The organism is Prevotella sp. HJM029, from assembly GCF_000599605.1.
Classification (GTDB): Bacteria; Bacteroidota; Bacteroidia; order Bacteroidales; family Bacteroidaceae; genus Prevotella.
This window is the reverse complement of the sequence record NZ_AZHT01000001.1, coordinates 17,305-31,269: the sequence shown is the minus strand read 5'-3', so window position 1 is coordinate 31,269 and position 13,965 is coordinate 17,305. Positions and strand designations below refer to the sequence as shown.

The 13,965-nt window shown below is 40.6% G+C and carries 10 protein-coding genes; 7 read left to right on the top strand and 3 right to left on the bottom strand.

The genetic code is table 11. The annotated features are described in order from the left end of the window. The first annotated feature begins 4 nt into the window (after window positions 1-4). The 7 genes from X919_RS0100150 (at window position 5) to X919_RS0100120 (ending at window position 9,437) form a co-directional block, all read left to right on the top strand. Window positions 5-1,033, top strand: coding sequence for a VWA domain-containing protein (locus tag X919_RS0100150; RefSeq protein WP_028898518.1), 1,029 nt, complete (start codon window positions 5-7; stop codon window positions 1,031-1,033). Then, window positions 1,030-1,719: a tetratricopeptide repeat protein gene (locus X919_RS0100145; protein ID WP_028898517.1), complete on the top strand. Its 690-nt coding sequence runs from the start codon at window positions 1,030-1,032 to the stop codon at window positions 1,717-1,719. The genes X919_RS0100150 and X919_RS0100145 overlap by 4 nt, the downstream gene beginning before the upstream one ends. Before the next feature lie 17 nt (window positions 1,720-1,736). Next, complete coding sequence (locus X919_RS0100140; RefSeq protein WP_028898516.1) at window positions 1,737-4,328, top strand: BatD family protein; 2,592 nt, start codon at window positions 1,737-1,739, stop codon at window positions 4,326-4,328. A 180-nt stretch (window positions 4,329-4,508) separates the two neighbouring features. Further along, on the top strand, window positions 4,509-5,042 hold the full coding sequence (locus X919_RS0100135) for a phosphatase PAP2 family protein (protein WP_253270054.1): 534 nt from the start codon (window positions 4,509-4,511) through the stop codon (window positions 5,040-5,042). 18 nt (window positions 5,043-5,060) lie between these two features. Then, window positions 5,061-6,311 carry an S-adenosylmethionine:tRNA ribosyltransferase-isomerase gene (locus tag X919_RS0100130; RefSeq protein ID WP_028898514.1) on the top strand — a complete coding sequence of 417 codons (1,251 nt, stop codon included), beginning with the start codon at window positions 5,061-5,063 and terminating at the stop codon, window positions 6,309-6,311. A 31-nt stretch (window positions 6,312-6,342) separates the two neighbouring features. Then, window positions 6,343-7,506, top strand: coding sequence for a DUF2027 domain-containing protein (locus tag X919_RS0100125; protein ID WP_028898513.1), 1,164 nt, complete (start codon window positions 6,343-6,345; stop codon window positions 7,504-7,506). Between the two features lie 2 nt (window positions 7,507-7,508). Next, window positions 7,509-9,437 carry an NAD(+) synthase gene (locus X919_RS0100120; protein ID WP_028898512.1) on the top strand — a complete coding sequence of 643 codons (1,929 nt, stop codon included), beginning with the start codon at window positions 7,509-7,511 and terminating at the stop codon, window positions 9,435-9,437. 208 nt (window positions 9,438-9,645) lie between these two features. Here the strand turns inward: X919_RS0100120 and X919_RS0100115 are convergent, their stop codons facing one another. The 3 genes from X919_RS0100115 to X919_RS0100100 form a co-directional block, all read right to left on the bottom strand. After that, window positions 9,646-11,313, bottom strand: a complete 1,668-nt coding sequence (locus X919_RS0100115) for an AMP-binding protein (RefSeq protein WP_028898511.1) — start codon at window positions 11,311-11,313, stop codon at window positions 9,646-9,648. A 159-nt stretch (window positions 11,314-11,472) separates the two neighbouring features. After that, the gene (locus tag X919_RS0100105) at window positions 11,473-12,720 is read right to left on the bottom strand and encodes an ABC transporter permease (RefSeq protein ID WP_028898510.1); all 1,248 of its coding nucleotides are present in this window, start codon (window positions 12,718-12,720) and stop codon (window positions 11,473-11,475) included. Further along, complete coding sequence (locus tag X919_RS0100100; RefSeq protein WP_028898509.1) at window positions 12,717-13,931, bottom strand: pyridoxal phosphate-dependent aminotransferase; 1,215 nt, start codon at window positions 13,929-13,931, stop codon at window positions 12,717-12,719. Before X919_RS0100100 ends, X919_RS0100105 begins: the two co-directional genes overlap by 4 nt. Window positions 13,932-13,965 lie beyond the last annotated feature (34 nt).

Here is a 13,965-nt window from a genome sequence, read left to right as displayed (position 1 = left end):
TATTATGTTAAGATTTGAAGACCCTATATACTTATGGCTATTGTTCATTATCCCCATCATGGCTTGTGTACGTTTTATGATGTGGAGAAGACGCAAGGCTAAGTTCTCACGTTTTGGAGATCCTGTCTTGTTGCAGCAAATGATGCCTGATGTTTCAAAATATCGGCCAATAGTAAAATTCTGGCTGTTACAAGGTGCTATAACACTTTTAATTATTATGTTAGCTCGTCCCCAAGCGGGGATGAAAATATCCCATGATAAGCGCAATGGGGTAGAAGCTGTTATTGCTATGGATATTAGTAATTCGATGCGTGCAGAAGATGTTGTTCCCTCGCGCTTAGCCAAAAGTAAGTTGCTGGTAGAAAGTTTATTTGATCATTTTACGAATGATAAAGTTGGATTAATTGTTTTCGCGGGTGATGCCTTTGTGCAACTTCCCATAACAAACGACTATGTATCAGCTAAAATGTTTCTGCAGAATATTGATCCTTCTCTGATTGCTACGCAAGGAACTGATATAGCCCGTGCTGTAGAATTGAGCGAACAAAGTTTTACTCAGCAAAAGAATATCGGGAAAGCTATTATTATTATTACGGATGGTGAAGATCATGAAGGAAGGGCTATAGAAGCAGTTAAAGCAGCTCATGAACATGGTCGGAATGTATTTATACTTGGTGTTGGCAATGCGAAAGGAGCACCCATTCCCGACGGGCATGGTGGCTATTTGAAGGATGAGCGTGGAGAAACGGTTATGTCGGCATTAAATGAGCAGATGTGTCGCCAATTAGCCGCTGCAGGAAATGGAATGTATATTCATGTTGATAATACGAATGATGCTCAAGAGAAGCTGAATAACGCTTTAGAAAAACTTCAGACAGGTGCAACCGATAGTGTAGTTTATAGTGAGTATAGTGAACAGTTCCAAGCTTTTGGTATTCTTCTTTTGGTGCTATTGATAGCAGAGAGCCTTATACAAGAATCAAAAAATCCTTTATTTAAAAGTATAAACTTTTTTAAGAAGCAGAAAGCATGAGCTATTTAAGAAATATTTTTTTATTCCTCATAAGTATGTTATGGTTTGGTGTACATGCACAGACTGACAGACAATTAATACGCAGTGGAAATCATCATTTTCGTCAGCAGAACTATGTTAAGGCTGAGATTGAATATCGTAAGGCGTTGGTTCAAAATGGTAACAATAGCCAAGCACTCTATAATTTAGGAACCGTGTTGTTGATGCAGCAGAAAGATTCTGCTGCAACTATCTATCTTGAGTGTGCAGGAAAAGCTGAAAAAAGTAAGCTAAGGAAAGCAAAAAGCTATCATAATATGGGATATATTTGTCAGCGACACCAGATGTATGCTGATGCGATAAAAGCTTATGAAGAGGCTTTGCGTAACAACCCCAATAATAATGCGACTCGCTATAATCTGGCTCTATGTCAAAAGTTATTGAAAAATAATCCACAGAAGCCTAATTCGCAGCAAGATAATAAGAAAGATGAGCATGGGAAAAAAGATAATAAAAAAGATAAGGATAAGCAAAAACAAGATGATAAGAAAGAAAAGCAACCACAGAAGGAGTCAGCAAATAGCTTGAGTAAAGATAATGCCGAACAGCTGTTGAATGCAGCTTTGCAGAATGAAAAAGCTACGCAGCAGCGTATATCACGTGCATTGCAGCAGCAAGGAAGTAGAAAATTGCAAAAGAACTGGTAATAAGTTAATATTGAACGATGCGCATATTATTCAAATATAGTATAATTTGGGTGTTCCTTTTGGCGAGTGTACAATCTATCTTGGCACAACATATAACAGTATCAGCTCCATCAAGTATTGTGGCGGGTGAGAATTTCCGTCTCTCTTATACCATCAATACACAGAATGTTGAGGATTTTAGAGCTGGGACAATGCCATCGACAATTGAAGTTATAGCAGGGCCTTATACATCCAGACAGTCAAGCTATCAGATGGTTAACGGCCACACATCCAGTTCTTCATCTATTACTTATACCTATACGTTATATATTGCCAAAGCAGGTGTTTACACTATCGCGCCAGCTTCTGCCCAGATTGGTGGCCGGAAGGTTTATTCTAAGAGTATAAGATTGTCTGTCTCAGGGCAGGCAAAGGGAGGAAATGGTAATGGAACTTCTGGGAGTAGTGGAGCAAATGTACGTTCTGTGGGGACGAAAATATCGGGGACAGACCTTTTTATACGAGTAAGTGCAAACAAGAGAGAGGTGCATGAACAAGAGCCTATTCTGCTTACTTACAAGGTTTATACTTTGGTAGAACTGACACAATTAAAAGGAGATATGCCTGATTTGACAGGCTTTCACACACAAGAAATAAAATTGCCTCAACAAAAAAGCTTCCATATAGAGCGTGTAAATGGGCGTCCTTACCGCTGTGTTACATGGAGCCAGTATGTGATGTATCCACAGATGACAGGCAAACTTACTATTCCCAGTATAACTTTTCAAGGTGTAGTCGTGCAACAAGACCGTAGCGTCGATCCATTTGAAGCATTTTTTAATGGGGGATCAGGTTATGTTGAAGTGAAAAAGAACATACAGGCACCAAGTCTCACCATCAATGTTTTACCACTTCCTAATCGCCCAACGAATTTCTCTAATGGAGTTGGAACATTTTCTCTCTCTGCGCAGTTAGGGAAATCGATAGTGAAAGTAGGCGATCCTATAAACTTGCGTGTGGTGGTTAGTGGGAGAGGAAACCTAAAATTAATCAAGCAGCCGACCATTGCATTTCCCAAAGATTTTGAACAATATGATGCAAAAATTACCGACAAGACGCAATTAACAAACACTGGTTTGCAAGGGAGTATGCTGTATGATTTCTTGGTTGTGCCACGTAATCAGGGCAATTTTATTGTACCTCCAGTTGAACTCACCTTCTATAATTTAGTGACGCAGTCCTATCATACAATCAAGACACAGCCTTTACACATCCATGTACTTCCTGGTGTAAGAGGGAAAAACTTGTTAGATGATTATGCAGCAAAGGGGAATGACATACGTCCATTGATGAAAGAAACAGGCTTAAATTATGTTTCAAGTGACGTCTTCTTTGGATCTGTAAAATATATAATAATCTTATGTTTACTTTTATGTCTTTTTGTAGTTTTGTTGATTGTATTTAGAAGACGAGCACTCACACTGAATAATGTTGTGGCATTGAAGGGTAAGAAAGCAAATAAAGTGGCAACAAAACGATTAAAGAGAGCCAATCAGTTGTTGAAAGCCGGCGATGAAGTACATTTTTATGATGAAGTGTTACGTGCATTGTGGGGGTATGTGAGTGATAAACTGAGTATGTCTGTGGAATTATTATCACGTGATAACATTGTAGAGCGACTTCAGCAGCAATCGGTAGCCCAACATGTAATAGATTTGTTTATCAGCGCACTCGACGAATGTGAGTTTGAACGTTATGCACCAGGTGATGCAACTGGAAACATGAGTAAGACATTAGAGTCAGCTATGTTAGCGATAACGGAAATTGAGTCGACCTTTAAGATAAATAAAAGTGCAGCAAATTGCAAGTTAAATGCGGCTAAATTAGTTGTTATTTTAGTAGCTATTGCAGTACAATCACTATCATTTTCTCCTGCACGTGCAATAACTATACAAGATGCTGATAAAGCTTATACAGAGCAGAATTATCAGCAAGCTATAAGAGATTATAAAGCATTATTGCATCAAAGAAAGAGTGTGGCCTTGTTTTATAATTTAGGCAATGCTTATTATCGTACAGATAATATTACTCAGGCTATATTGAATTATGAGCGTGCACTACGCCTCTGCCCAGGAAATAACGATATTCGTTTTAATTTGCAGTTGGCACGTAGTAAGACAATTGATAAATATGCTGATGGTGAAAATATGTTTTTTATTACATGGTATAATGCAGTTGTAAACTTACTATCAGTAGATGGATGGGCTATAATTAGTATTAATTGTCTCATTGTAGCACTTTTAGGATTATTGCTTTACTTATTTGCCACTCCTTTATGGAGGAAGAAAATAGGATTCATTGCAGCGATTATAGGCTTTTTATTCTTTCTTCTAAGTATTGTAATTGCCTATCAACAGCAAGCTTCTTTGAATAAGCAAGACGCAGCCATTATTATTTCGTCAGAAGTAGGTGTTAAAAATACACCAGTGCGTGGTGGCACTGATGACTTTATTATTCATGAGGGAACCAAAGTTCATATTAAAGATAATAGTATTCCACATTGGTTAGGCATTGTTGTTCCTGATGGACGGGAAGGTTGGATATTGCGTTCTACAGTCGAATACATATAAGGTAATTGATATATGTGGGATCTCACAACTATTTTTAATATTGATCGGCAAGTGTTATTGACTATAAACAACAACGATAATCTCATGCTAACAGGTATTATGTCTACATTTACTACAGCCTGGACGTGGGTTCCTCTCTATTTTTGTCTGTTCTATGTAATAGTCAAGAACCACGAGACAATGCAACAGATAGTGTTAGTGGTGTTTGGATGTTTGCTGGCTGTGGGATTTTCTGGTGGAATTGATAATTTGGTGGTGAAACCTTGGATAGCCCGTTTGCGTCCATGTAATGACGAGTCAATTAAATACATGATTAATACAGTTATATGGATTAGTAAGAATGATTACAGCTTCTTCTCGGCTCACGCTGCTAATACTTGTGCTATAGCGGCATTCTTTGCTTTTTTGGTGCGTAGTACTCGTCTTACTATAGGTCTGTTTTTTTGGGCACTAATGAATGGCTTTACTCGTATCTATCTAGGTATGCATTATCCTTCAGATGTTATTATCGGAACTTTATGGGGGATTTTAAGTGGCTATGTGGCTTATTGTATTTATCATTATGTCTACTTCCGCACGAATCCGCACCAGAGTTATGTCTCAACTCAGTATACAGTGACAGGGTATAATCGGCAAGATACCAACTTGATATTATGCGTTTTAGTGCTGTCAGCTTTAGTAGCTACCATTATCTCGCTGGTGATTGATTTCTAAATATAGATGTTACAAGGTATGGACACTAAACAGATTAAAATAAGCGATTATCAGTATAATCTTCCTGATGAACGTATAGCAAAATTCCCTTTAGCTCAGCGCGATCACAGTAAGTTATTAGTTTACAATAAAGGTGAAATCTCAGAAGCACATTTTTTTGATCTTCCATCATTTTTACCTCAATGTTCTTTGATGGTGTATAACAATACGCGGGTAATCCAGGCACGAATGCATTTTAGAAAAGAGACAGGAGCTCTGATAGAAGTATTCTTAATGGAACCAGCCAATCCTGTGGATTATGAGCGTATGTTTCAAGCGAAGAGCCATTGTTCATGGTTTTGCATGATTGGGAATCTAAAGAAATGGAAAGGGGGAGCACTGAAATGCAACTTTGAAATTAGCGGGCAGACGTTTACCCTTATTGCGGAACGGCGTGAAGATGGGGAACAACCCTTTGGAAAAGGGACAAACTATTGGGTCGATTTTAGCTGGGATAATGAGCAAATCAATTTTGCGGACATATTAGAAGCTGTTGGAGAACTTCCTATTCCCCCTTATCTAAATCGCAAAACGGAAGAAAATGACAAAATTTCCTACCAGACAATATATAGCAAGATTAAAGGGAGTGTCGCAGCACCTACGGCAGGACTTCATTTCACTAATGAGGTGTTGCAGGCTATTAAGCAGCGCGATATCGTTGAAGAAGAGGTGACATTGCATGTTGGGGCTGGTACGTTTAAGCCAGTAAAAAGTGAAAGTATTAATGGGCATGAAATGCATACTGAATATATTGTTGTGCATCGTCACACGCTTGAAAATCTTTTGCGTTTTCATTGTGTGGCTATTGCTGTGGGTACAACTAGTGTGCGTACACTTGAAAGCCTCTATTACATGGGCGTAAAGTTAGCTTCCAATCCGGAAGCAACAGAAGAAATGCTCCATGTGACACAGTGGGAGCCTTATGAGGCTGAACGTAATGGAATGTTTGTGAACGGAATTTCAGCGGAGCAGGCTATTTACAATGTTTTGGATTGGTTGAATCGTAATGGCTTAGAGGCACTGCATAGCAGCACACAAATCATTATAGCACCAGGTTATCAATATAAGATTGTGAAAATATTGATTACTAATTTCCATCAACCACAAAGCACTTTGCTGCTCTTAGTGAGTGCTTTTGTGCATGGAGAGTGGCGTAAAATCTATGATTATGCTTTGGCGCATAATTTCCGTTTCTTAAGCTATGGCGATAGTTCTTTGCTCATACCTTAAGCATAATGACAAATTAAAATTTAAATAAGGAATGAAAAAAGGAGATAAGGTACGCTTTCTAAACGAAAAGGGTGGTGGAATAATTACAGGCTTTTCTGGTAAGGACATCGTACTTGTAGAAGATCAAGATGGTTTTGAAATTCCCTTTCGCATGAATGAAGTTGTAGTCATAGAAAGTAATAGTTATGGTTCGGACAGACTGGCTGCATTGACAATGAAGCCTATTATCACGGATAAAGGTGAAACTATTATCAATACCAATCAACGTAGTATTAAGTCGATGCTCAAAGAGGGGCAAGATGATACACCTTTCAATATGGCTGATGGCGATGAGCGTTTTGATATACTTGACGACACACGAGAAGTAACCTTCCATGCGCCAATAGAAGAACGTGAAGGAGGTAATCTGTTAACAGCTTACGTGGCATTTGTTCCGTCAAATCCTACTTTGCCTGTAGATACAACGTTCGATGTGTACCTAGTGAATGACTGCAACTATTTCTTGCAGTTGATCTATATGATAGGAGAGAACAATAGCTGGACATTAGTCTATCAAGGTGAACTCGCCCCCAATACAAAGAATTTTGTAACGACACTTGGCTATGCTAATTTGAATGAGTTAAGTCATTTGGCCATTCAAGGTATAGCCTACAAACGAGAAAAAAACTTTTTGGTGAAGCCCATGTTCTCAGCCCATATTAAATTTGAGGCAGTGAAGTTCTACAAGCAATCTACTTTCCAATCTAATGATTTTTTTGAATCTCCAGCTCTACTTTATGGCATTATTGTTAACGATGAACCAAAAAGGGTGTTGCAAGTAGATGTTGCACAATTGGCTAAAGAAATGCAATCCAAACCGCACGACAATATGAAAGTCGTACCTACAAAAATGGATTCTGCTCAAAGAGGAGACGAACCTGTAGTAATTGATTTACATATTGATGCTTTGTTGGATAATACTCAGGGGATGACCTCTAAAGATATCTTAGACTATCAGTTGCAAGTATTCAAAGACACTCTTGAAGCCTATCGTAAGCATCGGGGTAAGAAGATTATCTTCATTCACGGAAAAGGTGAAGGAGTATTGCGTCGGGCACTCATTAATGCTTTGAACTATCAATATAAGAAATTTACTTATCAAGATGCGTCATTTTGTGAATATGGCTATGGCGCAACACAAATTACCATTCATTAGTTATGGAATATGGTTTTATTAAAGTAGCAGCAGCCATTCCAGCTGTTCGTATTGGTGATGTCCAGTATAATACCGAGCAAATAGAAAGGCTTGTTACAGAGGCTGAAGAAATAGGTGTCGAAATAGTAGTCTTCCCAGAGCTTTCACTCACGAGTTATACCTGTCAGGATCTCTTTCGACAGTATTCACTGCTTGAAGCTGTTGATGTAGCCATAACTCATTTGCTGCATTTTACTCAGCAAAAAGATATTATTGTGATTGTAGGAGCACCACTCATGGTAGGGAATCTGCTTCTTAACTGTGCTATAGTGGTACAGCAAGGCCAACTTCTGGGTGTTGTCCCCAAGAGCTATCTTCCCAATTACAATGAATTTTATGAAAAACGATGGTTCACTTCGGCACAAGCTCTACGCCCTACGACCATTTCTTTAGCAGGTATTGCAGTGAAAGTATCTGCGCAACCCAAAATATTTGAAACGGCGCAGGGTGTGAAATTTGGTATAGAGATTTGTGAAGATGTGTGGGCTCCCACTCCTCCCAGTAATCATTTGGCATTAGCTGGTGCAGATATCATATTCAATCTTTCGGCTACCGATGAGTTGGTTGGTAAGCATGCTTACCTTAAGAGCCTCTTAGCACAGCAGAGTGCACGTACTATTAGTGGTTATGTATATAGCAGTTGTGGGTTTGGGGAAAGTACACAAGATGTTGTTTATAGCGGTAATGCATTAATTTATGAAAATGGAACCCTCTTAGATGAGGGAAAGAGATTTACTTTCTCACCACAATTGGTGACAGCCCAAATTGATATCGATCGTATCCGCTACGACCGCTGTAACAATACAACGTTTGCTACAGCACAGTTTAATGAAGGTTATGAAACTGAGAATATAGCTTGCTGTCCATTGCAAAATTTCAAGCCCTTCCGCTTGGAGAGAATCTTCTCTTCATCTCCTTTTGTACCAACAGGTATTGGAAAGGGGGAGGCTTGTGAAGAGATATTAAACATCCAAAGCATGGGTTTAGCTAAGCGTCTTTATCATATTAAGGCGAAGAAAGTGGTTATTGGTATCAGTGGTGGGTTGGATTCGACGTTGGCACTGCTCGTTTGTGTGCGTACTTTTGATAAACTAAAACTCAGTCGACACGGGATTATTGGGGTAACAATGCCAGGTTTTGGAACCTCTGACCATACTTATCAGAATGCAATTCATTTGATGCGAGCTTTGGGTGTCACATTGCGTGAAATCTCTATTGCGGCAAGTGTTATGCAGCATTTTAAGGATATCGGTCATGACAGTGCGGTGCATGATGTTGTTTATGAAAATAGTCAAGCACGCGAACGTACACAAATTCTCATGGATATTAGTAACCAAGTGGGAGGAATTGTAGTTGGGACAGGGGACTTGTCTGAATTGGCATTGGGATGGGCTACTTACAATGGCGACCAGATGAGTATGTATGGAGTGAATACCAGTGTGCCTAAGACTTTAGTGCAATGTTTGGTGAAACATGAGGCTCTGCAAGCAACGAATGAGATTTCGGGTTTGCTTAATGATATTATAGAAACACCTATAAGTCCAGAACTTACTCCAACTGATACAGAAGGGCATATACTGCAACGCACAGAAGACCTGGTTGGACCTTATGAACTTCATGATTTCTTTCTTTATTATGCTTTGCGTTTTGGTTTTTCTCCTGCTAAGATATTCTTGATGGCTGAGCATACCTTTGCTGGTTATTATACGGGCAATGTGCTAAAACGCTGGCTCAAATCTTTCTATTACAGGTTTTTTACGCAACAATTTAAACGTAGTTGTATGCCCGATGGCCCAAAAGTTGGTTACATTAGTCTAAGTCCGCGTGGCGATTGGCGTATGCCTTCTGATGCTATGGTAGAATTATGGTTGCAAGCTTGCGAAGCGCTTTGAATATAGCTCTGTTTGCTTCTGTCAAGTGAATATATAGTTAATATTTGGCGTGATAGATATATAGGGTTTATAACTCTGTCAAATGTCTATTACGCCAAGTTCCAATATATTAGGAGGAGTAGAGTAAGATATGCTTATGGATATCTCAGAACTATATGTCTTAATAGCATCAAGAACTTTCTTTTAAGCGATGCTTTCCCATACTCTTCTATGTTTTTTGGTAAAGGTAGCGTTTGATGCTCTTTTTGGGTGTTTTCTCGAATTCCTCATTACGCAACTGTATGCTGGCCAAACGGCAGTAAGCGGGTTGAGACTGATTGAGCTCGACGCGATTTTGTTCCATTACCTTGTCAATGTCACTATTAGAGAGACCGAAACTCTTTGCCTCATCATAATCAGGATAGACCAGTCCTATGAGCTTATCACCTTCTTGAATGACAATACATTCGTTGACCAGTTCCATAGAATTGAGTTTATCTTCTATTTCCTCAGGATAAATGTTTTGTCCACTGGCACCTAACAACATGTTCTTAGAACGCCCTTTGATGAAGACATTTCCTTGCGCATCCATCGTCCCTAAATCGCCTGTATGATACCAGCCTTCGGTATCGAGTGCTTGACGTGTAGCTTCTTCATTTTTGTAGTAGCCCAACATGACATTCATTCCTTTAGCTAAGATTTCACCAGGTATGTGTTCTGGATTGGGGCTATCGATTCTCACTTGCATGTTGACTACAGGGCGACCGCAGCTGCCTGGCACATAGGTATGGTAGTCTGCGTAGCAAATGATGGGTGCACATTCTGTAGCACCATATCCAACGGTATATCTAAACCTAATGCGGTGGAGGAATTTCTCAACTTCTTGATTGAAAGCTGCGCCACCAATAATAACCTCGTAGAATTGGCCACCAAAAGCATCTGACACTTGTTGACAGATCTTATCGCCCAGTTTTTTGGCAATTACAGGCATGTGCATGAGCATGCGTATACCACTATTTTGCAATTTGGGGAACACGCGTTTGCGGATGATTTTCTCAATAATGAGGGGTACACTGATAATAACTCTAGGCTTAATTTCACTGAAGGCCTGTGCAATGATTGCTGGGCTTGGAATGCGGGTTAGGAAATAGATATGGCAGCCAGTAAGAAATTCAAAAATGAATTCGAAGGCCATGCCATACATGTGAGCCATGGGGAGGATGCTGATGATGGGGTCGCCGCTTTTCACCTCGCTCCCCAACACGCTCTGTGCGAAATAGGCATTGCTCCAAAGGGCGCGATAGGGCAGCATCACGCCTTTCGAGAAGCCCGTCGTCCCACTTGTGTAGTTGATGAGGGCCAGCTCTTCGGGGCTTTGCTCAATATGGTAGTTCACATGTTCTTTGCGGAAATATTTCGGGAAGCGCTGACCGAATATCTCATTCAGGTGCTCGCGTGCAAACGTTAGTTTCTCTGTGCGCGAAAGCACCAATGAATAGTCGGGGATGTAGATGATGCCTTCGAGTTGGGGCATCTTTGTTGCGTCGATCTGCGTAGCCACCACGTCGCCCACAAACAAAAGCCGTGCTTCGCTGTGGTTGACGATGTTGTGCATCTGGTCGGGTGTGAATTCATGCAAAATAGGAACGGCCACGCAACCATAAGTGAGTGTGGCAAGAAAAGCTACGGCCCAGTTTGCACTGTTGCGACCGGCGAGCGCTATTTTGTCACCCTTCACGATGCCGCTGTTTTCAAACATGATGTGGAGTTTCTCTATCTTCCGTGCAACGTCGTGATATTGAAGTGTTGCACCTTGAAAGTCGGTCAAGGCATCCTTGTCCCAGTTATCTATAATCGACTGTTGTATCAGACTATTGAAATGCTGTGTTTGATCCATAATCTTGTTTTTGCTTTTATGCTTTTAATTCGTTTATTGTTGCGTGTAGGTTCTTCTGGGATGCGTTTTGTGAAGCACCTTGCACAAATCCAAAAATTCTGTGCAAAGATAGCGCATTCTTTGCACATTCCAAAACTTTATGTGCACTTAATTGGCTGTTTATTCGTAGCGCATTGATTTTGCCGGATGAATGTGCGATATGAAATAGCTCGGCGCAATGAGCACCGCTACGCAGATGAGCAAGGTGGCAAGATTGAGCAGTGTGAACAGCAGAAAATTATATTCAACAGGCACGGTGCTTACATAATAGGTCTGCGGATTTAATTTCACTAAGCCTGTGAAGTGTTGCAGGCTAATGAGACCTAAAGCAACGAGGTTGCCTATCAGCATGCCACGGCCAATAATGAATGCGGCAAACCAAATGAAGGTGTGGCGAATGGTTTTATTCCGTGCACCAAGTGCTTTGAGTATGCCTATCATCACGGTGCGCTCGAGAATAATAATCAGCAATCCCGAAATCATGGTCACGCCCGCAACAGCTATCATCAATGCCAAAATAATCCAGACATTGAGGTCTAACAAGTCGAGCCAGGAGAATAGTTGTGGTGCGATGTCACGAATTGTTTTTGATGAATAAGTCTCGCCATAATGGTCGGTCGTCCGATTTACATACTTCACGAACCGGCTCTCCACCAAGTCGGCATCTTTGAAATCCTTCAAACTGATTTCGGCTCCGGTCGCTTGGTCATCGTTCCATCCATTAAGTTTCCTTGCGGTATACAAATCGGTGAAGCAGGTCACATCATCATATTGTGCGAGGTTGGTTTGGTAGATGCCGCAAATTGTAAACCGCCGCATACGCACTCCACCTTGATTAATGAAATAGGCGAAGAGCTTATCGCCAACTTTTATACCTAACTTGTTGGCTATGCTTTGTGAGATAACAAGTTTGTTGCTGCCTTTGTGATCAGAGAACTTGGGTAGCTCGCCTGCTTTCAAATAATACTGAAGGAAAGTTGTGTCGTATTCCGGCCCAATCCCTTTCAGCATCACCCCCAAAAAGTCGTGATTCGTTTTGAGAATGCCTTGTATATAGGTATAGCGCTGCACATGCTTTACGCCTTCTGTGGCACGCAACACAGCCATCATAGAGTCATCCATCTCAATGGGATAGTTGTCGCCCGTCTGTAGTGTTAGGAAATTAGCTACCTGAATTTGTCCACCAAAGCCGATTACTTTATCACGGATTGTATGCTTAAATCCTAACACCACACTCACGGAAATCATCATCACCGCTAAACCTATGGCAACACCAGCCATAGCAATTCTAATGGTCGGTCGTGAAACGTTTCTTCCATCCCCAGCATGATGCGCTATTCGTTTAGCTAAAAATAGAGGTAAATTCACAGCGGTTTTTCTTGTAATGTTCTTCCAGGATAAGTCTCAAGTGCTTTTCTAAGCACCTCAAGTGCCCGTTCCAAATCGGCTTTTTTCAATACGTAGGCGATGCGCACTTGATTTTGTCCTGCACCGGGCGTAGTGTAAAATCCAGACGCGGGCGCCATCATCACCGTTTCACCATTATCATTAAAGGATTCTAAGCACCAACGACAAAACTTTTCACTATCATCGATAGGAAGTTGTGCAACAGTATAGAAAGCCCCCATTGGAATAGGAGAATATACGCCAGGGATGCGGTTTAATCCATCAATTAAACACTTTCTGCGTTCTACATATTCATCATAAACATCACGATAATAAGATTCTGGCGCATCTAAAGAGGCTTCGGCAACAATTTGACCTATCAGAGGCGGAGATAATCGTGCCTGACAAAACTTCATAACAGCGTTCCTTACTTGCTCGTTTTTCGTAATAAGTGCACCTATTCGAATGCCGCATTCAGAATAACGCTTTGAGACAGAGTCTATGAGGATAACGTTGTTTTCGATACCTTCCAAGTGGCAGGCACTAATATAGGGTGAACCCGTATAGATATATTCACGATATACTTCGTCCGAGAACAGATAAAGATCATACTTCTTGACTAAATCCCTAATCTGATTCATCTCCCTTCGCGTGTAAAGATAACCTGTAGGGTTGTTAGGGTTGCATATCATGATGGCTCGTGTATGTTCGTTTATCAACTCTTCAAACTTTTCAACTTTCGGAAGAGAGAAACCTTCTTCTATCGTTGTTGCTATTGTTCGAATGCGCGCACCAGCACTGATAGCAAAAGCCATATAATTTGCATAAGCCGGCTCTGGAACGATGATTTCATCACCAGGATTTAAACAGCTCATGAAAGCAAATAAAACAGCTTCACTTCCACCAGACGTAATGATAATGTCATCGGGAGAGACATGGATATTATATTTCTCATAATATCCCACTAATTTCTTGCGATAGCTCAAATAGCCTTGGCTTGGTGAATATTCGAGGATGGTGCGATCTATCTTTTTGAGGGCATCCAAACCACATTGTGGAGTGGGGAGGTCGGGTTGACCAATATTTAAGTGATAAACTTTTATACCTCTTTCTTTTGCAGCATTAGCCAATGGAGCTAATTTGCGAATGGGCGATTGAGGCATTTCCAAACCACGAACAGATATTTCGGGCATATTTATTTTAAATTAAAGTAGCAGCTGATCAACC

Excerpts from the sequence above, each read along its gene's own strand:
- X919_RS0100150 (WP_028898518.1), top strand. The coding sequence starts at position 5 with ATGTTAAGATTTGAAGACCCTATATACTTATGGCTATTGTTCATTATC.
- X919_RS0100145 (WP_028898517.1), top strand. The coding sequence starts at position 1,030 with ATGAGCTATTTAAGAAATATTTTTTTATTCCTCATAAGTATGTTATGG.
- X919_RS0100140 (WP_028898516.1), top strand. The coding sequence starts at position 1,737 with ATGCGCATATTATTCAAATATAGTATAATTTGGGTGTTCCTTTTGGCG.
- X919_RS0100135 (WP_253270054.1), top strand. The coding sequence starts at position 4,509 with ATGCAACAGATAGTGTTAGTGGTGTTTGGATGTTTGCTGGCTGTGGGA.
- X919_RS0100130 (WP_028898514.1), top strand. The coding sequence starts at position 5,061 with ATGGACACTAAACAGATTAAAATAAGCGATTATCAGTATAATCTTCCT.
- X919_RS0100125 (WP_028898513.1), top strand. The coding sequence starts at position 6,343 with ATGAAAAAAGGAGATAAGGTACGCTTTCTAAACGAAAAGGGTGGTGGA.
- X919_RS0100120 (WP_028898512.1), top strand. The coding sequence starts at position 7,509 with ATGGAATATGGTTTTATTAAAGTAGCAGCAGCCATTCCAGCTGTTCGT.
- X919_RS0100115 (WP_028898511.1), bottom strand. The coding sequence starts at position 11,313 with ATGGATCAAACACAGCATTTCAATAGTCTGATACAACAGTCGATTATA.
- X919_RS0100100 (WP_028898509.1), bottom strand. The coding sequence starts at position 13,931 with ATGCCCGAAATATCTGTTCGTGGTTTGGAAATGCCTCAATCGCCCATT.